Consider the following 21,726-nt stretch of genomic DNA (forward strand, 5'->3'; position numbering starts at 1 on the left):
GCGGAGCGTTTCCGCGGGGCGCCCTCTCATGCCATGCGCCTGGCGTTACTCGGCCTCGGTGGCCTCGGGCTCGGCAGCAGCCTCCTCGGCGGGGGCGGCGGCAGCGGCCTTGGCGGCCTCGGCCTCGGCCTTCTTGGCGTACTCGGCGGCACGCTTGGCCTTCTCGGCGGCCTTGGCCTCCTTGGCGGCCTTCTTGGCGGCGGCCTCCTCGGCGGCCTTGGCGGCCTTGGCGGCCTTGGCCTCCTGGGCCTTCTTCAGCTGCGCGGCAGCGGCACCACCGAACTTGTCGGCGAAGCGCTGGACGCGGCCACCGGTGTCGACGAGCTTCTGGGTGCCGGTGTAGAACGGGTGGCACTTGTCGCAGAGGTCGACGACGATCTCCTTCTTGGTGGAGCGGGTCGTCCAGGTGTTGCCGCAGGTGCAGCGGACCGTGCACTCCACGTAGTCGGGGTGGATACCTTGCTTCATGGCAGGACTCCTCTTCTTCGGCCCTGGTTTCCGACCAGGGCGGGGGTTCGTCTTGGTTCCGACCAAGACACAATAGCCGTATGACTATATCAGAAACCCCCTGGCGCATATGTGGAGATTTCCGCGTAAGATGAGGCGAGAAGAACGCGCCGCCGGGGGCGGCAGGCCACGGGAGGCACGCATGTTCCTTGCCATCGATGTTGGAAACACGCAGACCACGCTGGGGCTCTTCCAGAAGGACGGCTCGCTCGCCCGGGGCTGGCGCATGTCCACGGACGCGAGCGACACGGCCGACATGCTGCACGCGCGCCTCCTCTCGTTCTTCGCGAAGGACGGCCTCGCGCTCGCCGACGCGAGCGCGGCGGGCGTGGCCTCGGTGGTCCCCGCGCTCGAGCGCGCGTGGAAGCGCTGCCTCACGGCGCACCTCGGCAGGGAGCCGCTCGTCGTGCGCGCGAGCGAGGGCTACGGGATGGAGGTCGCCATGCCCGACCCGAGGCAGGTCGGGGCCGACCGCATCGCCAACGCCATCGCGGCGAGGGGCACCTACGGCGCGCCGGTCATCGTGGTGGACTTTGGGACGGCCACGAACATCGACGTCGTGGACCAGCAGGGGCGCTATCGCGGCGGCGCCATCTCGCCGGGCCTCATGCTCTCCGCAAACGCCCTCTTCTCGCGCGCGGCGCGGCTCGCGAGCGTGCCCATCGAGGCGCCGGCCCGCGCGCTCGGGGACTCCACCGAGTCCGCCCTGCAGTCGGGCCTGGTCATCGGCGCGGCGGCACAGGCCGAGGGGCTCGTGGCGCGCATCCGCGCCGAGCTGGGCGCGCCGGACGCCACCGTCGTGGGTACGGGCGGCCTCGCGCGTACGGTGGCGCAGGCGACGGACCTCTTCGACGCCGTCGACCCCGACCTCACCCTGCGCGGCATCCGCGAGATCTGGCTCCGGGAGCGCGCGTAGCTGACAGAGGCGGCGGGCCCGTCAGCAAAGAGGGCGCAGTTCCGCCTGCTCGGGGGCGAGCTCGAGCTCCCGCCCGTCCGCGAGGCGCACCGTGGCCCGACCCCAGACGTCCACGGCCACGAGCGTGCCCTCGGCGACGACGCGTCCCGCGCGCAGGACCTCCGCGGCCTCGCCCATGCCAAACAGGGCATCGAAGTAGTCGGAGAGCACGGGCGCGAGCGGCCCCGCCGCGGCGCGGCCGGCGGCGACAGACGAGCCCCATGCGGCAACGGCCTCGCGGGCGGCGCGCTCGACGAGGGCGGCATCGAGGTCCTTCTCGCCCTGCGAGACGACGTCGCAGGACACGTAGACGCCCTCGTCATCGTATCCGGCCCGGGCACGGACGGAGGCGAGCGAGGCGCCGTCTGGGCCTACCACCTCATGCGGCCACGCCACGCGCGCCCCGAGCGCGGCCGCCACGCCGAGCGCCGCCACGAACGGCACGCCGACCACGTGCCCCATCGGCACCGCCGGGCGCAGCGTGAGCGAGACTACTCCCATGCGACCTCCCCAAGATCGGCGGTCACCAGGCCCACGCGCTGGTCGCGCGGGAGCACCTCCACGCCGCCGTGCGCCAGGAAGCGCGCCGGGTCATGCATGAGGTCCTCCATGGGCACGATGACGTAGTCGCGCTCGCCGAGGCGGGGGTGCGGCAGGGTGAGGCGGGCGCCCGCGTGACGCTCCCCCTCGACCCACATGAGGTCGCAGTCGATGGTGCGCGGCCCCGTCCCGGGCTTCTTGGGGTCGCGGGTGGCCGCGTCGGAGCGGATGCGCCCGAGCTCGTTTTCCACCTCGAGCAGCTTGTCCATCAGGACGAGCGGATGAAGCTCCGTGCGAATCTCCGCCACGGCGTTGGCCACGGGGGTGGCGATGCCATAGGCGGGCTCGGTCTCATAGGCGTGGCTCACGTTGACCACGCAGGTGAGGGGTATCTCGTCGATGAGCTGCGTGGCGCGTGCGAGGTTGGCCACGCGGTTCCCCACGTTGGAGCCGAGGCTCACAAAGCCCTGCCGCGCGTCCTTGTGGGAGACGGCCCAGTAGGCGTTCACCGCCTGGGAGATTCCGGCGACGTCATGAACGCGCAGGATGCGGGCGCCGTTCCCGATTGCGGAGATGCAGATGCCCGCCGTGGCAAAGTCGCGCGCCGCGGCGTCCGTCACCCCGGAGACCGCCCCGACGAAGCGCTTGCGCGAGACCGCGGTGACCACGGGGTAGCCCATCGAGGCCACGGAGCGCGTGGCCCGCTGGATGACCACGTCCTCGTCTGCCATCTTGTCAAAGCCGGGGCCCGGGTCCACGCAGATCCGCTCGCGCGCGACGCCGGCGCGCATGAGCGTGCGCGCCTGGTCGCCCAGAAAGCCCATGACCTTGCGCATGATGGGCGCCTCCTCGGGCAGCGTGAAGCGCCGCTGGGAGGTCGCGGGGCGCTGGGCGGCCGAGCCGGCGGGGCGCGACTCGTCCAGGAGCACCTGGCGGCGCGGCGGGCGGGCTGCCAGCGAGTCCTTGCTCCAGTGCATCACGATGCAGCCGCAGCCCGTGTCCGCGGCGACCTGCACCATCTCCGGGTCGGTGAAGCCCGTCACGTCGTTCACGATGGCGGCGCCCAGGCGCACGCACATCCGGGCCACGTCGGCGTGGCGCGTGTCCACGGAGACGACGGCCCCCTCGGCGACGAGCGCGCGCACCACCGGGACGATCCGCTCGGCCTCCTCCTTCGAGGGGACGGGGGTGTGCCCGGGCCGTGTGGACTCGCCGCCCACGTCGATGATGTCGGCCCCCTCGTCGAGCATCTCGAGGCCGCGCGCGATGGCGGCCTTGGCGTCGAGGTTCTCGCCGCCGTCCGAAAAGGAGTCCGGGGTGACGTTGAGGACGCCCATGATGCGCGGGCGCGCGAGGGAGATCTCGTGCGCGCCGCAGCGCCAGGTGGTGTAGTTCTCTCGAAGCATGGGCATCCTCCTCGGTTCGGGCGTACTCGACCATTGTAACCGCCCCGGACAAGGGGCCGCCGCGCCGCCGGCGTCAGGTTTGTCGGGCGCGGGGGCGCCGGGCGGGGCCGACGCCGGCCGGGCGCTAGAAGTCGAAGGCGGCGGCGATGTCGCAGGCGCAGACGAGGTCGGCGGCGTCATCCTGCGGGGTGCGGTCGCGGTTGACGATCACGAGGTCGTCCCCTCGGAAGTAGTTGACGAGCCCCGCCGCGGGGTACACCACGAGCGACGTCCCGCCAATGACGAGCAGGTCCGCCTCGGAGATGGCGCGCACGCTGGCGAGAAGAACGCGCTCGTCGAGCTGCTCGCCGTAGAGCACGACGTCGGGCTTCACGAGGCCCCCGCACTTCTCGCAGTGCGGCACGCCGCTCGTGGCCATGACCCACTCCGCTGAGTAGGTCTCTCCGCAGCGCGTGCAGACGTTGCGGTGCGTGGACCCGTGGAGCTCGTGGACGACGCGCGAGCCCGCCGCCTGGTGGAGGCCGTCGATGTTCTGCGTCACCACCGCCGCGAGGTGCCCCGCGCGCTCAAGCTCGGCGAGCTTCTCGTGCGCGCGGTTGGGGCGCGCGGAAAGGCAGATCATGCGCTCCCGGTAGAAGTCGTAGAACTCCTCGGTGTGTGAGACAAAGAAGCCGTGGCTGAGCATCTCCTCGGGCGGATAGGCAAAGTGCTGGTGGTAGAGGCCGTCCGCGCTGCGGAAGTCGGGGATGCCGCTTGCCGTGGAGACGCCCGCGCCCCCGAAGAACACGGCGCGGCGGGCGCGGGAGAAGCGCTCCGAGAGCTCCGCGGCGGCCTGGGATGGGTCGGTGATCGTCTGCGCCATGGTCTTCTCCCCTCGACGTCTCTCACGCCATGGTAGCGCGAAAAGAGGCACCCCGCGCGCTCCCTAGCGTCATGGAGAAACCGTCGACGGGGAATCCCCGGCCGGGGTTTGGGGCATATATGAGGGTATTGCACGCCGGAGCGGCGAATTGCGCGAAGGAGGCATCGTGGACACGCTCACCAACAACGTCTTTGACTGCGCCCTCGTGTTCGAGGGCGGAGGGTACCGGGGCAGCTTCTCGGCCGGCATCGCCAACGTCCTGTTGGAGCAGGGGATTCACTTTGACTACGTCTGCGGCCTCTCGGCTGGGGCGAGCAATACGGTCAACTATGTCTCGCGCGACCGCACGCGCGTGAGGAAGTCGTTCATCGTGGACGGCGCAGCCAAGTCCGCCGTGGGCCTGCGCTCGGTCCTGCGCGGCAAGGGGTACTTCGATGCCGACGCGCTCTACGAGGGGGCCCTCACCTCGGGCGCGCTGCCCTTTGACTGGAAGACATTCTCCGCAAACCCCGCGCGCGTGCGCATCCAGGCCTTCGAGCGCGACACCGGCCGCACCGTCCGCTTTGGCCGCGAGGACATGACGGACCCCGTGCGCATGGTGAACATCGTGCGGGCGAGCTCCACCCTTCCGGGCGCGATGCAGCCCCTGCCCATCGACGACGTGGTCTACTACGACGGCGGCCTGGGAACGGGGGCGGGCATCCCGCTCTGCATGGCGGAGGAGGACGGCTTTGAGCGCTTCTTCTTCGTGGCAACGCGGCCGCGCGGCTACCGCAAGCAGCCGCCGACGGACCGCGAGGCACGGCTCTATGCCCGCGTTGCCAAGGATTATCCCTACCTGCGCAAGGCCCTCCTCTCGCGCTGGGAGCGCTACAACGTTGCCATCGAGCATGTCGAGCGCCTCGCCGCCGAGGGGCGCGCATACGTGGTCTATCCCGACGAGATGAGCGTCGAGAGCGGGACGGTGAGCACGCGCAGGCTCACGGCCTCCTACGAGGCCGCCCACGCGCAGGGGCTGCGCGACCTGCCGCTCTGGCGCACGTTCCTGTTTGGCGCGCCCGACGCCGGCCCGCGCCCCGAGGACCCCGACGCGGGAACCGGCTACATCACGCTGGGCTAGCGGACCTGACACCTTTGTCATCACCTTTGTCAGGTCAGAGCTCGATGGTGAGCTCCACCGGGCAGTGGTCGCTCCCGTAGACCTCTGAGAGAATGGACGCGCCGGTCACGCGGTCGGCGATGTCATTGGACACGAGGAAGTAGTCGATGCGCCAGCCCGCGTTGTTCTTGCGCGCGTTGAAGCGATAGCTCCACCAGCTGTACGCACCGGTGACGTCCGGGTGGCGGGCGCGGAAGGTGTCGGTGAAGCCGGCGTCGAGCAGGCGCGTGAAGCTCTCCCGCTCCTCGTCGGAAAAGCCCGCGTTGCCGCGGTTGGGGCCGGGGTTCTTGAGGTCGATCTCGTTGTGGGCCACGTTGAAGTCGCCGCAGGTCACAACCGGCTTCTTGGCGGCAAGGCCGCAGAGGAAGTCGCGATAGGCCGCGTCCCAGGCGAGACGCGTGTCAATCCGGGCGAGCTCGTTCTGGGCATTGGGCGTGTAGACGTCCACAAACCAGTAGCCCGGGAACTCGAGCGCGCAGACGCGGCCCTCGTTATCCGCCTCGGGCGCGCCGATGTGGTTGATGACCCGCAGCGGTTCCTCGCGGGAGAAGACGGCGGTTCCGGAGTAGCCCTTGCGCTCGGCGTAGCTCCAGGTCTGGTGGTAGCCGGGCAGGTCGAGCTCGATCTGCCCCTCCTGGAGCTTGGTCTCCTGGACGGCAAAGACGTCGGCCCCCGTGGACTCGACCACGTCCACGAAGCTCGGGTCCTTCTTCATGACGGCGCGCAGGCCGTTGACGTTCCAGGAGACGAGGCGCAGCTCGCGAGACATGGCATTCCTTTCTGCGCGGCGGCGATTGTGGTGCCGCAGTTTCGTTTCTAGGTGTTTTTTGAACGATACCCGAAGTAGCAGACAAAAGTCCGTCGCAAACGTGCTGGTAGAAAAATGACACTAACTTAGTGATACTTACCGAGACGGCGAAAAAACACCAAGAACCGGCATGCGGGCCATCCTGGACTAGAAGCTCGGCGTCTTGAGGCCCGCGGCCTCCATGGCGGCGAGAAACGCCTCCGCCGAGCGCGTGGCTATCAACTCCTGTGGGAAGTGAATCCGCTCGAGCATCTCGAGCGCGTTGGGCGCATGACCAATCGACGGGCAGATGTGCGCGTCCGTGTTGACCACGACCTGACAGCCGAGCTCTGCGCACTTCTCGGCAATCTTGCTGCAGCTCGTCCAGGTCCGGCCGTCGCGGCGGCTGATCTCGAGGCTGTGCTCGTTGATCTCTATGAGCTTGTGCCGGCGCGCCGCCTCGCCCACCACCTCCTCGACGTCAAACGGGACGCCGGCGCGGCCCGTGTGGCCGAGCACGAGGACCTTGGGCTGGTCAAGGGCCCCAAGGTACATCTGGGTGGTCTGCGCGAGCAAGGCCCGCGCGGCGAAGTCCTTGTAGTGGACGCTCGCGATCACGTAGTCGCAGCCGGCGACGACGCGCTCGTAGAGCGTGGCGGGGCCGTCCAGCGGGCGGCCGGTTATGTCCTCGGCGACCTCGACGTCCTGGCCGAAGAGGCGCCCGTCGAGCGTGCGTATGTCGGCCTCCGCGCCGTGCAGGAGTCGGACCCCGTCCCAGACGCGCGGCCAGACCCTCATGTTGATGAAGTGCTGGTAGTCGCGAAGGCTGCCGTGCGTGAGGTCGGTGTTGGGAAAGAGCATGTCGCTGAAGTGGTCCGTGATGCCCAGAAGCTCGAGGCCCGCGTCGCGGGCGGCGAGCACGTCCTCGCGCACCGTTGAGTAGGCATGGCGCGAGTAGAGCGTGTGGGTGTGGACGTCGCAGCGATTCTGTAGCACGAAACCTCCCTGTGCCAGGGGGACGGAGGAGCCGCCACCGCTCCGTCCCCGCTTCCCAGAACGTGCCGGGGGACGGAGCGGTGGCGGCTCCTCCGTCCCCTTGGCACGCGGCTAGCGATAGCTCTCGGCCAGCTTCTTCCAGGCGGGCAGGGAGTTCACGATGGTCTCGTGGGAGACGCAGTAGCCCACGCGCACCCAGCCGGGACAGCCGAACGAGTCGGACGGCACGGGCAGCAGCTCGAGCGCCTTGGCGCGCTCGAAGAAGGCGTTGGCGTCCGGCTCGAGCGCCTTGACCCACAGGTAGAACGCGCCCTCGGGCTCGATGAACTCGTAGCCCAGCGCAGAGAGCCCCTCGGTGAGCGCGCGGCGGTTCTCGGCGTAGGCCGCAACGTCGCTCGGGCAGTCCACGCAGTCCATGAGCACGCGCTGGAAGAGCGCCGGCGCGCAGACAAAGCCCAGCTTGCGGCCGGCGCCAGCAACGGCGAGCACCAGCTCGTCGTGCTCGGGGTTGGTGGGCGGCACGAGCACCCAGCCGATGCGCTCTCCCGGCAGCGACAGGCTCTTGGAGTAGGAGTAGCACACGATCGTGCGGTCGTAGACGGACGGCACCCACGGCACCTCGGCCCCGTAGGTAATCTCGCGATAGGGCTCGTCCGCCACGAGGTAGATGGTGGTGCCGAGGCGCTCCTCCGCCTCGTGCAGCGCGCCCGCAAGCGCCTCGAGGTTGGCGCGGGAGTAGACCGATCCCACCGGGTTGTTGGGCGAGTTGATGACCACGGCCTTGGTGCGCGGCGTGACGGTGTCCGCGACGGCGTCCACGTCCACCTGGAACGTGGCGGCATCGGCAAGCACCTCGACGCACGTGGCGCCCGCCGTCTCGATCCAGACGCGGTACTCGGGGAAGTACGGCGCAATCACGATGACCTCGTCGCCCGCATTCACAACGGCATGGAACGAGATGGAGAGCGACGCGGCGGCACCGCAGGTGAGATAGAGGTCCCCGGCGCAAGCCGCGCCCTCGCCGAAGCGGCGGCGGAGGCTCGCGGCAACGGCCTCGCGCGCCGCGGGCAGGCCGCTGGCGGGCGTATAGCCATGAAGCTGGGTGGCCGGCAGCGTGAGGCTCTTCTCGATGGAGGCGCGCACGGCATCCGGCGCCGGGATCGAGGGGTTGCCGAGGGAGAAGTCAAAGACGTTCTCGGCCCCGATCTGGGCCTTTCGCTCCCCCGCATAGGCGGAGATCTCTCGAATGGAGGACTTCTGCGCGCCGTAGGCGACGCTCTTCTCGTTAAGTGACATGCTGCTCTCCTCTCGCGGCACCGCCGCTCGCACGTTGCTGCGGCCCATTGTACTCGCGCGAGGGACCCTCTGGGACGCTCCGCCCCCAGCCATTATCAGGTTTTATCCCGCTCCGGGGAGCCGGCGAGCACCGCCCACCCCACGAGCGTGACCTCGTACTTGTTGGCGTCAAAGCTCCCGTCCGCGCGCTTGCAGCGCCAGCTTCGGATGAGGCCCATCCGCTCGAGCTTTTGGCAGGAGCGCCTGACCGTCTGCGCGGACTTGTTGATGCAGTCCACGAACGCGCGGTTGGGGATGGAGGCGGTCACGTTGGGCCCGCCGACATGCTCGCCCACCACGTCGAGGAGCGCTCGGTCGGTCTCGTTGATCTGAACACGGACGCTCTGCGGCGCTTGCCTGGCCAACCGTGATACCTCCCCTGCGCTACGCTCCGGCGGGACCCCCTTCGGAAGCATTCCCGCATCCACCTGCAGAACGTAACATCCCGGCGCGCGCCAAACCCTTGCGTTACCCGCATCTAGCTGCTCGTTATTTGAACGTACCCCACCTCTTACGCCCCGCCGCCCATTCTCTGACGAGCAGGGCTTTGGCAAGGTCCGCAGTTTTTGATAGGAACTCCTCTCACTTTTTTGTGAGAGACAGAAAAACTGCCGGTCATGCGTTCAGAAGAACTCCATAACCGGCAGCACCGTTCACTATGCTCTGAGAGGGCTACGCCTCGGGCGCCTCCTTCTCGCCGGCGTCCTTCTCGCCGGCACCCTTCTCGCGTGAGGCGTACTCGTCCCAGTGATCCTCGAGCAGGGCGTCCACGGCCTCCCCCTCGACGGTCTCGCGCTCCAGGAGCACGCGCGCCATCGTGTCCATCTGGCCGCGGCGATCCCCGAGCACCGCGCGCGCCCGCTCGTGGCCCTCGCGCATGATGCGCTCGACCTCGTCGTCGATGCGCTTGGCCGTCTCGGCGGAGTAGTCCTGGTGGTTGGCGTAGTCGCGCCCGAGGAAGACCTCGTGCTGCGCCTCGCCAAAGACCTGCGCGCCCAGCTCGTCGCTCATGCCGTAGCGCGTGACCATCGTGCGCGCGAGCTTGGTGGCGCGCTCGAGGTCGTTGCTCGCGCCCGTGGTGATGTCGTCGCAGAAGAGCTCCTCGGCCGTCCGCCCAGCAAGGAGGACGGCGATCTGGTCGAGCATGCCGTCGCGCGTCTCGAGGAAGTGGTCCTCCTCGGGGACCTGCATGGTGTAGCCGAGCGCCTGGCCGCGGCTCACGATGCTGATCTTGTGGATGGGGTCGGAGTTCTCGAGCACGTGGCCCACGAGGGCGTGGCCCGACTCGTGATAGGCGATCACGCGCCGCTCGCGCTCGGTGATCACGCGGCTCTTGCGCTCCGGGCCGGCCATCACGCGCTCCATGGCCTCCTCGACCTCGCCCGGGCCGATCGTGTCCTTGTGGCGGCGCGCGGCGAGCAGGGCCGACTCGTTCATGAGGTTGGCGAGGTCGGCGCCCGTGAAGCCCGGCGTGATCTTGGAGAGCCGCTCGAAGTCCACGTCCTTGGCGAAGGGCTTGCCCTCGGCGTGGACGCGCAGGATCTGCTCGCGGCCGCGCACGTCGGGGCGGTCCACGGTCACGCGCCGGTCAAAGCGGCCGGGGCGCAGGAGGGCCGGGTCGAGGATGTCCGGGCGGTTGGTCGCGGCGATGAGGATGACCGAGGACTTCTCCTCGAAGCCGTCCATCTCCACGAGCAGCTGGTTCAGGGTCTGCTCGCGCTCGTCGTGCCCGCCGCCGAGGCCGGCGCCGCGCTGGCGGCCCACCGCGTCGATCTCGTCGATGAAGACGATGCAGGGGGCGGCCTCCTTGGCCTGCTTGAAGAGGTCGCGCACGCGCGAGGCGCCCACGCCCACGAACATCTCCACGAAGTCGGAGCCCGAGATCGAGAAGAACGGCACGCCCGCCTCGCCGGCCACGGCCTTGGCGAGCAGCGTCTTGCCCGTGCCCGGAGGGCCCACGAGCAAGACGCCGCGCGGGATGCGGGCGCCCATGCTGTGGTAGCGCTCGGGGTCGGAGAGGAAGTCGCGGACCTCCTGAAGCTCCTCCACCGCCTCGTCGATGCCCGCGACGTCGGAGAACTTGACCTTGGGCCGCTCGCTCTCGGCCGTCTTGGCCTTGGTCTTGGCAAACGACATCGTCTTGTCCTGCTGCCCGGACATCCGGTTCATGTAGAACACGAAGACGCCCACCAGAAGGAGCGTGGGCACCACGGAGAGCAGGATCGTCTCGAGCATCGCCGAGTCCGAGGTGTCGATCTTGTAGGTGACGTCCGGATGGTCGGCCATGAGCTCGGCGAGCGAGTCCGTGCCCACGTAGACGCTCGTGTAACGCACGAGGGCGTCCTCGTTTTCCGCCTCCGCGTCCTTCTCGTCATGCCAGTAGGTGCCGGAGACGCTGCCGTCCGAGGTCTTGTAGGTGGCATCGTGCACGCGGCCGTCCTTGACCGCGGTCACGAACTCGTTGGTGGCGAGGGTGTCGGGCGCCTGGCTGCCCGGGGCGAGGGCCCCGCCCATCGAGAAGACCAGGTAGAGCACGATGGCCGCGACGATGGCCGTCGAGATGACGATGGAGCGGCGACGCTCGGGGCCGGGCAGCCCCGGCGGGGTCGGACGGTCGGGCTTGTTCTGCTGGGACACAGTTCTCCTTACGGTGTGCGACGGGCTTCTCGCCCCGCCGGCCGGGGGCCGGACGTCTTACTTCTGGTAGACCTCGGGCTTGAGGATGCCGATGTAGGGCAGGTTGCGGTAGCGCTCCGCGAAGTCGAGGCCGTAGCCCACGATGAACTCGTCGGGCACGTGGGCGCCCACGTAGCGCGGCGTGACGGCGGGGCGGTTGCCCGGCACGTCCTTCACGAGGAACGCCGCGACCTCGATCGAGGCGGGGTTGCGGTTGGAGAGCATGCGCATGAGGTAGGAGAGCGTAAGGCCGGAGTCGAGGATGTCCTCGACGATAAGGACGTCACGCCCCTCGATCTTGGTGTCGAGGTCCTTCACGATCCGCACGACGCCCGAGCTCTTGGCGCCCTCGCCGTAGCTCGAGACCGCCATGAAGTCGATGGCCATCGGGCAGTCGATGGCGCGCATGAGGTCGGCCATGAAGACCACGGCACCCCGCAGAACGGCCACGACCAGCGGGTTCTTCTCGGCGTAGTCGCGTGAGATCTCCGCGCCCATGCGGCTCACGACGTCCTGGATGTCCTTCTCGCTGAGCAGAATCCCCTGAACGTCGGGATGCAGCGACTCCATGGCACTCCCCTTTCCGGGCGTCACCCGACGCCCCACGGCGGCTCGACTGTTCCAGAATAGCGCACGACCTGCTACTCGCCCACGATGAGCGTCAACTCCAGCAGCCATCGCGTCTGCGGGCCGCACCGCATGCGCTCGTCCGCGCGCACGCCCGCCACCCACGCGACCGAGCCCGTGGGGGAGGTGTGCACGACGGGCAGGAGCGCGCGCTCCGCGAGGGGGACGCGGGCCTCGCCAAGCAGGTCGGAGAGCTTCTTGGACTGCCCGTGCATGCCCAGGGGGCAGAGCACCTCGCCCGCGTGCGGGACGTCCACCCAGAGGCGCCCGCCGCGCGCCGGGTCCACCCCGACCGCCATGGCATCGAGCAGCACCGAGGCGCCCTCCCACTCGAGCGCGTGGGCCCGGGCGCGCGCCGCCGCGTCCGCGCCCTCGGGGGCGCGCAGCACGCGCGCCGTGAGCGCGCGGCCGTCCGGGAGCTCCAGCCGACCGGGCACCTCGAGCCAGGCGGCGACGGGCGCGGGCGGCGCAATGCGCGCCCGAATGGCGAGAAGCCCGTGCTCGACGCGGGCGTCCGCGCCCATCGGGACGGTGAGCGAGCCCTCCCCCACCGCGACGCGCTCCAGCACCGAGGCAACGTGCCGCGCCTCGAGGCGGGCCTCCGGGCAGACGGAGAGGATCGCCTGGCGGACCACCCGGCGCGCGATGGCAACCTCGGTCGCCGCGAGGCGCGCCGCGTCGAGCACGATAAGGCCCTCCGCCTCGCGCCGCGTGAGCTCGCGCAGGACGCGCGAGGAGACCGAGGTGAGGTAGGCGTCCTCCTCCGAGAGGATGTCGCAGGTCGTGGCCAGGCTCGCGACCACGCGCGGGTTGCGCTCCCGCGCGATGGGCAGCAGCTCGTGGCGCACGAAGGCGCGCAGGTAGTGCGTGTCCTCGTTGGTGCTGTCCTCGCGCCAGACGATCCCGCGCATGCGCAGGAGGTCGCAGAGCTCCGCGTGCGTGCGGTCCAGCAGCGGCCGCACGATGCGGTTGCGACGGCGCGGGATGGACGAGAGGCCCGCCGCACCCGTGCCGCGGATGGCGTTCATGAAGAAGGTCTCCGCGCGGTCGTCCGCCGTGTGCGCCGTCACGATGCGCGCGGCCGAGCGCGGCGTGCCAAAGCGGGAGGAGAGCTCGTTCGCGAGGCGGCTCGCCTCCGCGTAGCGTGCCTCGCGGCCGGCGTTCTCCACGTTTCCGCCCGGCACGGACCCGGCGAGCGCCGCCACGTCCACGCGCCGGATCGTGCACGGGATGCCGAAGCGCGCGGCGAGGTCACAGACGAACTCCTCGTCCTCGTCCGCGTCCAGGCCGCGCAGGCCGTGGTTGACATGGAGCACGTGCAGCCGCTCGCGGGCGATGCGGGCGGTCCCGCGGCCGTCCTCTATGTCGAGCGCGGAGGTCGCCGCGAGCACGAGCAGGGCCGTCGAGTCCGCCCCGCCCGAGACCATGAGCACCACGGGGGCGGCGCGCTCCTCGTCCGGCCGGCCGCTCGGCCGGGCAAAGCGGTTGCGGCCCATGGCATATCGGCGAGAAACACTTGGCATGCGCTGCCTCCCAACGGCTACCCTAGTACGTGCGGCCCGGGCGGCGCCGCACGGGAAGAGTGTACGACAGCGAGAGGACACCGATGACCCCCGAGATTCACCTGCACGTCCTGGCCAGCGGCTCCAAGGGAAACGCCGCCGTCATCGAGGGGCCGGAGGGGTCGGTCCTCGTGGACTGCGGCATCTCGCGCAGGGCGCTTCTCGCCCGCGCCGCCGAGCTCGGGCTGGACATGGCGGGCATCCGCGCCGTCCTTCTCACCCACGAGCACTCCGACCACGTGGGCGGGCTCACCGTCTTCTGCAACCACTTCGAGGGCGAGCTCGTGACCACCGCGGGCACGGCGGCGGCGCGCCCGTATCTCTCGGCGCTGCCTTTCACCATCGTGGGGCACAGCGACGCCTTCGAGCTGGCTGGCATGCGCGTGCAGGCCTTCCCCACCTCGCACGACGTCGCGGACCCGATGGGGTTCCGGTTCTCGACCGGCGACGACGCGCTTGGGTTCTGCACCGACACCGGCGAGCTGGGCCCCGAGGCGCGCGAGGCGCTCGCGGGCGTGCGCATCCTCGCCCTCGAGTCCAACCACGACGAGCGCATGCTCGCCACGGGGCCCTACCCCGGCTACCTCAAGGCGCGCGTGGCCGGGCGGACGGGGCACCTCTCCAACGCCCAGGCGGCCGAGGCCCTGGGCTCGCTCGTAGGCGAGGACACCGAGACCGTGGTGGCCATGCACCTCTCGCAGGAGAACAACCGGCCGAGCGTCTGCGTGCGCGCGCTCGCGGGGGCGCTTGGCGCAAAGGCCGCAAACGACGCCTTCACCGAGGCGCGCACGCCTGACGGGCGGCTCACCATCTGCTGCGCCGCGCAGGACTGGCCGCTCACGGTCTGGTAGAGGCAGGCGCCCCTGCCGCACGGCGCCACGCGTGCGAGCCCGCTCCCAGACCGCACTCGTGGACCGCGCTCGCGAGTGCGGTCAGTCTGCGGCGTCGCGGCGGGCACTTCTTGACGCATCGGCCCCATCGGGCCGCACCGGCGTCCTTTTTACGCCCAGTGCGGCCGCACTCCCGGAACACACTCGCGTGTATGCCCCTCCCGGATGGGGGTCGGGCGAGAAGGACCCGCATGACGAGGGGGGCGACCCCCCCCCTGCCGGGAATCGCCCCCCTGACGGACGCAAGATGCGCGACGCGCGCCTACGCCTCCGGGCACTTGGCGAGCGCGGCCTCGTCGGCCACGACCACCACGTTGGGGTGCAGCTGCAGGATGGAGGCCTGGCAAGCCGGCGTGATCGGGCCGTAGATCATGTCGTGAACGGCCTGGGCCTTGGCGTCGCCGTTGGCCACGACGAGGATCATCTTGGCGGCCATGATGGTGCCGATGCCCATGGAGAACGCCTGGCGCGGCACGTCGTCGATGCTGTCGAAGAGGCGGCTGTTGGCCTGGATGGTGGACTCGGTGAGGTCCACGCAGTGGGTGCCCTTCACGAAGGCGTCGCCGGGCTCGTTGAAGCCGATGTGGCCGTTGTTGCCGATGCCCAGGAGCTGCAGGTCCTGGCTGCCGGCAGCGGCGACGGCCTCGTCGTAGGCGGCGCAGGCGGCCTCGTAGTCCTCGGCCAGGCCGTCGGGCACGTGGGTGTTGGCCTTGTCGATGTTCACGTGGTCGAAGAGGTTCACGTTCATGAAGTAGCGATAGCTCTGGTCGTGCTCGCCGGGCAGGCCGCGATACTCGTCGAGGTTGTAGGTCTTGACCCCGGAGAAGTCGAGCTCGCCGGCCTCATAGGCGGCCACGAGGTTCTGGTAGGTGCCAATGGGGGTGGAGCCGGTGGCAAGGCCGAGCACGCAGTCGGGCTTGAGGGTGATGGTCGACGCGATGACGGCGGCCGCCTTGCGGCTCATGTCCTCGTAGTCCTTGGCGCGAACGATTCTCATAATGCATCCCTTCCATAGATCGGCAAGCTCCTCGCCCGCCGTGCGGCCCCATCGGCCGCGGCCAATGTGACTGCGACCACCAGGGCGAGGCCGCCAAAAGCTATGAGAAGGACCCGTCGCGTCGAGGCCCCTGCCCGTCCACGACGACCCGGGACTCCCCATCCCGGACGATTATCGATTGTGCCTCATTGCCAACATGTTTCGCCACCCATTTGGACGAGCGGCGCAAAAACGCCGCAGGCGGGGCCGCCCGCCGGCACCTACAGCTTGGCGGCGAGGTCCTCCAGGGCGTGGAAGCGATGCGAGATGAGGTTCTTCTCGCCCAGCGTGAGCTCGGCCATCGTGCGGCCCGGGGTCTCGTCGGGCAGGAAGAGCGGGTCGTAGCCAAAGCCATGCTCGCCACGGGGCTCCCGGCCCACCACACCCTCGCAGTCGCCGTCCCCGCGCAGGACCTCGTCCCCGCGCACGAGCACCACCGAGGAGTGGAAGCGGGCCGAGCGGGCCTCGTCGGGCACCTCCGCCATCTGCGCCATGAGCTTCTCGTTGTTGGCGGCGTCGTTGCCGTGCTCGCCGGCCCAGCGCGCCGAGAAGATGCCGGGGGCGCCGTCCAGGGCGTCCACGCAGAGGCCGGAGTCGTCGGCCACCGCCATGGGCAGGCCCGTCTCGGCCTGCGCCGCGCACGCCTTGATGAGGGCGTTGTCAAAGAACGTCTCCCCGTCCTCCACCGGATCGGGGAAGTCCCCCAGCTCGCCAAGCGCCACAAAGCGCACGCCGGGCATCACGGGCGCAAGAATGGTCTCTATCTCCACGACCTTGTGCGCGTTGCCGGTTGCCACGACCACGGTGCGCGCGGGGTCGAGCTCGGCGATGTTGGTCTCAGCCATGTCGTTCCTCCTTGAAAACTTGCCTAAAAGGGGACAGACCCCTTTTAGGCACGATAGCCGGTCACCTGGGCCTGAAGGTCCACCAGGCGGGCGATGCCGGCCTGGCCGAGGTCAAGCAGGGCGTCCAGCTGCGCGCGGTCGAAGCAGGCGCGCTCGCCGGTACCCTGGACCTCCACGATGTCCCCGGCGCCCGTGCCCACGAGGTTGAGGTCGACCTCGGCATGGGAGTCCTCGGGATAGTCCAGGTCAAGCAGGGCGATGCCGCCCACCACGCCCGCAGAAACGGCGGCCACGCGCCCCGTGAGCGGCAGGCGCGGGAGCTTTCCGGCCTCGACGAGCCCGAGCAGCGCCTGGTGGAGCGCCACCCACGCGCCGGTGATCGACGCGGTGCGGGTGCCGCCGTCCGCCTGGATGACGTCGCAGTCCAGCGTAATCGTAATCTCGCCCAAGCGGTCGAGGCGCGTGACGGCGCGCAGGCTCCGCCCGATGAGGCGCTCGATCTCCATCGAGCGGCCCTTGCGGCCGCGATACTCGCGCGGCGTGCGCCGGTTGGTCGAGGCTGGCAGCATCGCGTACTCGGCGGTGACCCAGCCGGCATGCGACCCCTTGCGCCAGTTGGGCACGCCCTCCTCGACGGTCGCCGAGCAGAGCACGCGCGTGTCGCCAAACTCCACGAGGCACGACCCGTCGGCGTTCTTCATGACGCCGGGCGTGAGCGTGACCGGGCGCATCTCCGAGGCCGTGCGGCCATATGAGCGAGCGGACTCTTCCGTCATGGCATCTCCCCTCAAAATTAATCCGCCCTGTAGGCGGCTGGCGCTTCAGCGACCTGCGCTTTTTCTTCCGGACCCCTCCACAGGGCGGATTAATTCTAGCAGCTGCCGCGAGCCGCCATGAAAAGGCCCCCGTCGCGCGCGGCAGGCGGGGGCCGGAGGATGGCTGGTGGGCGATGACGGGTTCGAACCGCCGACCTTGTGCGTGTAAGGCACCTGCGCTAGCCGCTGCGCCAATCGCCCGGGCACCTGAAGTCTAGCATACGGCGCAGCGTCGCCGAGACGCGGCTATACTTAGCCCTATGAAGACTACGACGCTCAGAGACATCGCGCGGGCCGTCGAGGCGGCCGGGACGCTCGCCGTGCCCGCGCCCGAGGGGGCGGGCACCGTCGCCGTGACGGGTGCCTCCTGCGACTCGCGCTCCGTCCGGCCCGGCGACCTCTTCGTCTGCAAGGGGGCGGCCTTCACGCCGGCGTTTCTCGAGTCGGCGCTCGCCGCGGGCGCCACGGCGTATCTCTGCGACGCCGCCCGCGCGGACGAGCTTGCCGCGCACGCACCCGGCGTCCCTGCCCTTGTGGCCTCCGACCTGCGCCGCGCCATGGCGATTGCCTCCGCCGAGGCCTTTGGCCACCCGGACCGCGACCTTCCCACCGTGGGCATCACGGGCACCAAGGGCAAGACCACGACGGCCTACATGCTCCGCTCCATCGTGGACGCGGCACACGGCGAGAGGCGCTGCGGCATGATCGGCACCGTGGAGACCTTCGACGGCCGCGCGGACGAGCCCTCGAGAAACACCACGCCCGAGGCACCGGATCTCTGGCGCCATCTTGCCAACGCGCGCGACGCGGCGCTTGCCGCCCTGGTGATGGAAGTCTCGAGCCAGGCGCTCAAGTACGACCGCACCTACGGCGTGGACCTCGACGTGGCCTGCTTCCTCAACATCGGGCTTGACCACATCTCGCCCGTCGAGCACGTCGACTTCGAGGACTACTTCACCTCCAAGCTCAAGATTTTCTCGCAGTGCAGGACCGCGGTCGTGAACTTGGACTCGGACCACGCCGACCGCGTTCTTGAAGCGGCCGCGCGAGCGCCGCACACGCTCACGTTTGGGATCGGTCGCCCCGAGGCGGACACCTGGGCGGACGGCATCGCGCACTCGGAGGAGGGCGTTGCCTTCACGCTGCACCTCGATGGCTGGGAGCGGCGTGTGCAACTCCCCTTCCCGGGGGACTTCAGCGTCTCCAACGCGCTTGCCGCCGCGCTTGCCGCGCACCTGCTGGGCGTGGGGCCCAACGACATCGTCCGCGGCCTCGCGCGCACGCGCGTGCCCGGCCGAATGGAGTTCTATCGCAGCGCTGACCGCCAGCTCACCGCCATCGTCGACTACGCGCACAACAAGCTCGCGTTTGAGTCTCTGCTCTCCGCCGTCGCAGGCACCTTCGCAGGCGCCCGCGTGATCGCCGTCTTTGGCGCGGTGGGCGGCAAGGCACGGGAGCGCCGCCACGAGCTCCCCGAGGTCGCGGCCCGCTATGCGGACTACGTGGTGCTCACCGCGGACGACCCCTGGACGGAGGACCCGCTCGACATCTGTCGCGAGATGGAGCGCGCGCTCCCGGAGGGCTATCCCCATGAGGTCGTGATCGACCGCGAGGCCGCGGCCGCGCGCGCCTTCGAGCTCGCGGAGGGCGAGAAGAGCGTCGTTTTGCTCCTCGCCAAGGGGCACGAGGCCTACCAGCTCACGCGCGAGGGCTTTGTCCCCTGCGTCTCCGACTGCGAGCTTGCGCGCCGGGGCGTGGCCGCCCACGACGCGCGCCACCCGGCGTAGCGCCAGCGGGCCGGCACCGACGCGCCGGGTGGTGGCCGCCGATACGCCGAGTGACACCTTTCGGACGGACGAGGGCCTCAAAAGCCGGCCATCCGTCCAAAAGCTGTCACTCGCGGGGCGTCATTCGCGAAGTGTCGCTCGCGGACGGCCCCGCGGAGCCACCCACAGCTCGCTGCGCGCCTAGATGAGCCCGAAGTGCTCGAGCGCCGCGGGCACGCCCTCCTCGGCCGCGGTGAGCGTCACGTAGTCGGCCACCGCACGCACGTTGGGCAGCGCGTTTCCCATGGCCACAAAGGTCTCGACGGCGCTCCTCATGGGCAGGTCGTTCTCCGAGTCGCCAAAGGCGAAGGTGTTCTCGCGCCCGTGCCCCAGGTACGCGAGGGCCGCCTCGATGCCCGTTCCCTTGTCGACGCCCAGGAGCGAGAACTCGAGCACGCCGCCCTGGAGGTCGCAGATCGTGTAGTGCGCATCGAGAAAGTCGCGCAGCGGCTCCAGATCCTCGACGGCGACGTTGGCGGTGCAGAACTTGCTGTAGCGGCGCTCCGCGGCAAGCGCGGCCACGTCCTCCACGGTGCGCGCAAGACGCGAGCCCGGCAGGCGCGCGGGACGTCCGGAGGGGTTGAGCTCCACATTGTCCTCGTCGCCCTCAAAGGTGACGTCAACGCCCGCGCCCACAAAGCGGCGCGCCGTCTCGAGGAGCAGGTCGCGTCCGATGAACTCGGCGCGCACCACCTCATCGCCCACGCACACAAACGCCCCGGCCCCGGCCACAAAGCCGTCGGGATTGAGGTCGCGAATCGCCTGCGGAATGAACGGCAGGTGGCGGCCGGTGCAGATGAAGGTGAGGTTGCCAGCCGCGCGCATGCGGGAAAACGCCTCGTAGACCGCCTCGCTCGGACGAATCTGGAGAGCCTCGGAGGCCGTGTCCTCCTTCGCCCGCTTCCGCAGCTTCTCAAAGTCGTGCCACACCAGCGTGCCGTCAACGTCAAAAAACGCGACGGCGCCGTTCTTCTCGCCCATCAATCCTCCTCGCGCACTGTTTCCGATGGGGCATTGTACCTGACAAAGGTAAGCGTCATGAAAGGCGCGGGGACACCGAGCGGCGGGCGGCGTGGGTTAGTGGAGCGCGGTCGTTGCGATACTACGGCCCCTACCTGCTTAGAGAACGGCGGTCGTTGCGGGCCTGATCTAAAGAACTGTTAGAAATCCGGGGCCATTGCGCCCGGACGGCCCCGCAGGCGAGAAGAACGTGGCGCCGGCAGCCCGCGGGCGATGCAACGAACCCCATTCTCTAACGCACGCGCCCCGTCGTCCCGCAACGACCGCCATTCTCTAGGCGGGCGCGCGGGATGACCGTGCAACGGCCCCGATTCCCTAAGCGGATGGGAGGTGGCAGCAGAAACGGTGGGCGCGGGCGGAAGCGGCACGCGGCGGGCAGCGGGCGCGCGGCGGGCGCGGACGGGCACCGGAAGCGGCGCGCGGGCGGAAGCGGGCGCGCGGCGGGCCGTCCTTCTCGCCAGCAAAAAGGGGGGCCGAGCCCGAAGGCCCGACCCCCACAAAGGCGATGGGAACGCGCGGCTTAGAAGTCCACGTCGACGTCGTTGTAGACGCACTCGAGGAGCTTCTCCATCTCCTCCTGGGACGGCTGGCGCGGGTTGGAGCCGGTGCAGGCGTCGAGGATGGCGTTGGCGGCCACGTCGGCCTTCTTGGACTCGAACTCGGCGTAGTCGATGATGGACTCGTCGGCCTTCACGCCGCCCTTGCCGTAGTTCTTGATGCCCTGCGGGATGTCCAGCTTGTCGTTGAGGTCGCGGATCTCCTGCACGAGGGCGGCAACAAGCTCGTCCTCGGTCTCGCCGGCGAGGTGCAGGACCTCCTTGGCGATGTAGGCATAGCGGCTCTTGGCGCGCTCGTCCTTGGCGTTGAACTGGATGACCTTGCCGAGGTACATGGCGTTGGCGCAGCCGTGGATGATGTGGTCGCCGGTGAAGGCGGCGCCGGTCTTGTGCGCCATGGAGTGCACGATGCCGAGCAGGCCCGAGGAGAAGGCGATGCCGGCGATGCACTGGGCCTCGTGCATGTGCTGACGGGCCTCGTGATCGCCCTGGTAGGACTTGGGCAGCCACTCGACGATCTCACGGATGGCGTGGAGAGCGTTGGCGTCGGTGAACATGGAGCCCGCGGTGGAGACATAGGCCTCGATGGCGTGGGTCAGCGCGTCCATGCCGGTGTGGGCGCAGAGCTTCTGCGGCATGGTGTAGGTGAGCTCGGGGTCGACGATGGCCACGTCAGGCGTGATGTTGAAGTCGGCGAGCGGGTACTTGATGCCCTTCTCGTAGTCGGTGATGACGGAGAAGGCCGTGACCTCGGTCGCGGTGCCGGAGGTGGAGGCGATGGCGCAGAACTTGGCCTTGGTGCGGAGCTCGGGGAAGCTGAAGGGCACGATGGCCTGCTCGAAGGTCTCCTCGGGGTACTCGTAGAAGAGCCACATGGCCTTGGCCGCGTCGATGGGCGAGCCGCCGCCGATGCCGATGATCCAGTCGGGCTGGAACTTCTGCATGGCCTCGGCGCCGCGCTTCACGGTGTCGACGGACGGGTCGGACTCGACGCCCTCGAAGATCTCAACCTCGAAGCCGGCCTCCTTGAGGTCAGCCTCCACGTCCTGCAGGAAGCCGCCGCGACGCATGGAGCCGCCGCCGGTGACGATCATGGCGCGGGAGCCCTTGAGGTTCTTGACCTCGTGGCGAGCGCCCTCACCAAAGTACAGGTCGCGCGGGTTGGTGAAACGTCCCATAACACTCCTCCAATTCCTATGCCGCCGCCACCGCGACGGATTCGAGCGGGGGACCATCTCCCCCGTTTTCGCCGAACGAGAAGTACCACCCGGGCCGTCAAGGGGTCGGCGACTCGGCCGGATTTAGTATAGCGAAATGGTCCGGCA

At 69.5% G+C, this 21,726-nt stretch carries 20 protein-coding genes and 1 tRNA gene; 4 read left to right on the plus strand and 17 right to left on the minus strand.

Annotated features, from left to right (window positions below):
• Positions 1 to 45: 45 nt before the first annotated feature.
• A complete protein-coding gene (gene rpmE, locus H6A23_RS07170) occupies positions 46 to 468 on the minus strand; it encodes a 50S ribosomal protein L31 (RefSeq protein WP_204831517.1) in 423 nt (140 codons plus the stop codon).
• Positions 469 to 649: 181 nt separating this feature from the next.
• On the opposite strand from rpmE, the gene H6A23_RS07175 reads away from it, so the two are divergent.
• The gene (locus H6A23_RS07175; RefSeq protein WP_204831518.1) at positions 650 to 1,423 is read left to right on the plus strand and encodes a type III pantothenate kinase; all 774 of its coding nucleotides are present in this window, start codon (positions 650 to 652) and stop codon (positions 1,421 to 1,423) included.
• A gap of 21 nt (positions 1,424 to 1,444) precedes the next feature.
• Here H6A23_RS07175 and H6A23_RS07180 read toward each other — a convergent pair whose 3' ends face one another.
• The 3 genes from H6A23_RS07180 to H6A23_RS07190 form a co-directional block, all read right to left on the minus strand.
• Positions 1,445 to 1,963, minus strand: a complete 519-nt coding sequence (locus H6A23_RS07180) for a hypothetical protein (RefSeq protein ID WP_204831519.1) — start codon at positions 1,961 to 1,963, stop codon at positions 1,445 to 1,447.
• Positions 1,954 to 3,408 carry a dihydropteroate synthase gene (gene folP / locus H6A23_RS07185; RefSeq protein WP_204831520.1) on the minus strand — a complete coding sequence of 485 codons (1,455 nt, stop codon included), beginning with the start codon at positions 3,406 to 3,408 and terminating at the stop codon, positions 1,954 to 1,956. The genes H6A23_RS07180 and folP overlap by 10 nt, the downstream gene beginning before the upstream one ends.
• 124 nt (positions 3,409 to 3,532) lie before the next feature.
• Entirely contained in the window at positions 3,533 to 4,270 is a 738-nt protein-coding gene (locus tag H6A23_RS07190; RefSeq protein WP_204831521.1) for an NAD-dependent protein deacylase, read from the minus strand.
• A gap of 166 nt (positions 4,271 to 4,436) precedes the next feature.
• Between H6A23_RS07190 and H6A23_RS07195 the strand changes: the two genes are divergently transcribed.
• Positions 4,437 to 5,390 (plus strand): patatin-like phospholipase family protein, encoded by a 954-nt coding sequence (locus H6A23_RS07195; RefSeq protein WP_204831522.1) that lies wholly within the window; start codon positions 4,437 to 4,439, stop codon positions 5,388 to 5,390.
• Between the two features lie 34 nt (positions 5,391 to 5,424).
• Here the strand turns inward: H6A23_RS07195 and H6A23_RS07200 are convergent, their stop codons facing one another.
• From H6A23_RS07200 to tilS, 7 genes are all read right to left on the minus strand, one after another.
• A complete protein-coding gene (locus tag H6A23_RS07200) occupies positions 5,425 to 6,198 on the minus strand; it encodes an exodeoxyribonuclease III (protein ID WP_204831523.1) in 774 nt (257 codons plus the stop codon).
• Positions 6,199 to 6,384: 186 nt separating this feature from the next.
• Positions 6,385 to 7,212 (minus strand): phosphatase, encoded by an 828-nt coding sequence (locus tag H6A23_RS07205; protein WP_204831524.1) that lies wholly within the window; start codon positions 7,210 to 7,212, stop codon positions 6,385 to 6,387.
• Positions 7,213 to 7,323: 111 nt separating this feature from the next.
• Positions 7,324 to 8,508 carry a pyridoxal phosphate-dependent aminotransferase gene (locus H6A23_RS07210; RefSeq protein ID WP_204831525.1) on the minus strand — a complete coding sequence of 395 codons (1,185 nt, stop codon included), beginning with the start codon at positions 8,506 to 8,508 and terminating at the stop codon, positions 7,324 to 7,326.
• A gap of 95 nt (positions 8,509 to 8,603) precedes the next feature.
• Positions 8,604 to 8,912 (minus strand): winged helix-turn-helix domain-containing protein, encoded by a 309-nt coding sequence (locus H6A23_RS07215; protein WP_204831526.1) that lies wholly within the window; start codon positions 8,910 to 8,912, stop codon positions 8,604 to 8,606.
• Positions 8,913 to 9,219: 307 nt separating this feature from the next.
• On the minus strand, positions 9,220 to 11,184 hold the full coding sequence (ftsH, locus tag H6A23_RS07220) for an ATP-dependent zinc metalloprotease FtsH (protein ID WP_204831527.1): 1,965 nt from the start codon (positions 11,182 to 11,184) through the stop codon (positions 9,220 to 9,222).
• Between the two features lie 57 nt (positions 11,185 to 11,241).
• Entirely contained in the window at positions 11,242 to 11,793 is a 552-nt protein-coding gene (gene hpt, locus H6A23_RS07225; RefSeq protein ID WP_204831528.1) for a hypoxanthine phosphoribosyltransferase, read from the minus strand.
• A gap of 71 nt (positions 11,794 to 11,864) precedes the next feature.
• Positions 11,865 to 13,373 (minus strand): tRNA lysidine(34) synthetase TilS, encoded by a 1,509-nt coding sequence (gene tilS / locus H6A23_RS07230; RefSeq protein WP_204831529.1) that lies wholly within the window; start codon positions 13,371 to 13,373, stop codon positions 11,865 to 11,867.
• 83 nt (positions 13,374 to 13,456) lie between these two features.
• On the opposite strand from tilS, the gene H6A23_RS07235 reads away from it, so the two are divergent.
• Entirely contained in the window at positions 13,457 to 14,263 is an 807-nt protein-coding gene (locus tag H6A23_RS07235) for an MBL fold metallo-hydrolase (protein WP_204831530.1), read from the plus strand.
• 301 nt (positions 14,264 to 14,564) lie between these two features.
• Here the strand turns inward: H6A23_RS07235 and nagB are convergent, their stop codons facing one another.
• The 4 genes from nagB to H6A23_RS07255 all read right to left on the minus strand — a co-directional run bounded on the left by nagB (position 14,565) and on the right by H6A23_RS07255 (position 17,199).
• Positions 14,565 to 15,299, minus strand: a complete 735-nt coding sequence (nagB, locus tag H6A23_RS07240) for a glucosamine-6-phosphate deaminase (protein ID WP_204831531.1) — start codon at positions 15,297 to 15,299, stop codon at positions 14,565 to 14,567.
• A gap of 260 nt (positions 15,300 to 15,559) precedes the next feature.
• On the minus strand, positions 15,560 to 16,183 hold the full coding sequence (gene rdgB / locus H6A23_RS07245) for an RdgB/HAM1 family non-canonical purine NTP pyrophosphatase (protein ID WP_204831532.1): 624 nt from the start codon (positions 16,181 to 16,183) through the stop codon (positions 15,560 to 15,562).
• 44 nt (positions 16,184 to 16,227) lie between these two features.
• Positions 16,228 to 16,959 carry a ribonuclease PH gene (gene rph, locus H6A23_RS07250; protein WP_204831533.1) on the minus strand — a complete coding sequence of 244 codons (732 nt, stop codon included), beginning with the start codon at positions 16,957 to 16,959 and terminating at the stop codon, positions 16,228 to 16,230.
• Positions 16,960 to 17,123: 164 nt separating this feature from the next.
• Positions 17,124 to 17,199: transfer RNA gene (locus H6A23_RS07255), tRNA-Val, on the minus strand.
• A 59-nt stretch (positions 17,200 to 17,258) separates the two neighbouring features.
• Between H6A23_RS07255 and H6A23_RS07260 the strand changes: the two genes are divergently transcribed.
• Positions 17,259 to 18,785 carry a Mur ligase family protein gene (locus H6A23_RS07260; protein ID WP_204831534.1) on the plus strand — a complete coding sequence of 509 codons (1,527 nt, stop codon included), beginning with the start codon at positions 17,259 to 17,261 and terminating at the stop codon, positions 18,783 to 18,785.
• A 180-nt stretch (positions 18,786 to 18,965) separates the two neighbouring features.
• Here H6A23_RS07260 and H6A23_RS07265 read toward each other — a convergent pair whose 3' ends face one another.
• Positions 18,966 to 19,805, minus strand: a complete 840-nt coding sequence (locus H6A23_RS07265; RefSeq protein ID WP_204831535.1) for an HAD family hydrolase — start codon at positions 19,803 to 19,805, stop codon at positions 18,966 to 18,968.
• 559 nt (positions 19,806 to 20,364) lie between these two features.
• The gene (locus tag H6A23_RS07270; RefSeq protein WP_087319497.1) at positions 20,365 to 21,579 is read right to left on the minus strand and encodes an iron-containing alcohol dehydrogenase; all 1,215 of its coding nucleotides are present in this window, start codon (positions 21,577 to 21,579) and stop codon (positions 20,365 to 20,367) included.
• Between the last annotated feature and the right edge of the window lie 147 nt (positions 21,580 to 21,726).

It is taken from the genome of Olsenella uli, assembly GCF_016900775.1.
Taxonomy (GTDB): domain Bacteria; phylum Actinomycetota; class Coriobacteriia; order Coriobacteriales; family Atopobiaceae; genus Thermophilibacter; species Thermophilibacter uli_A.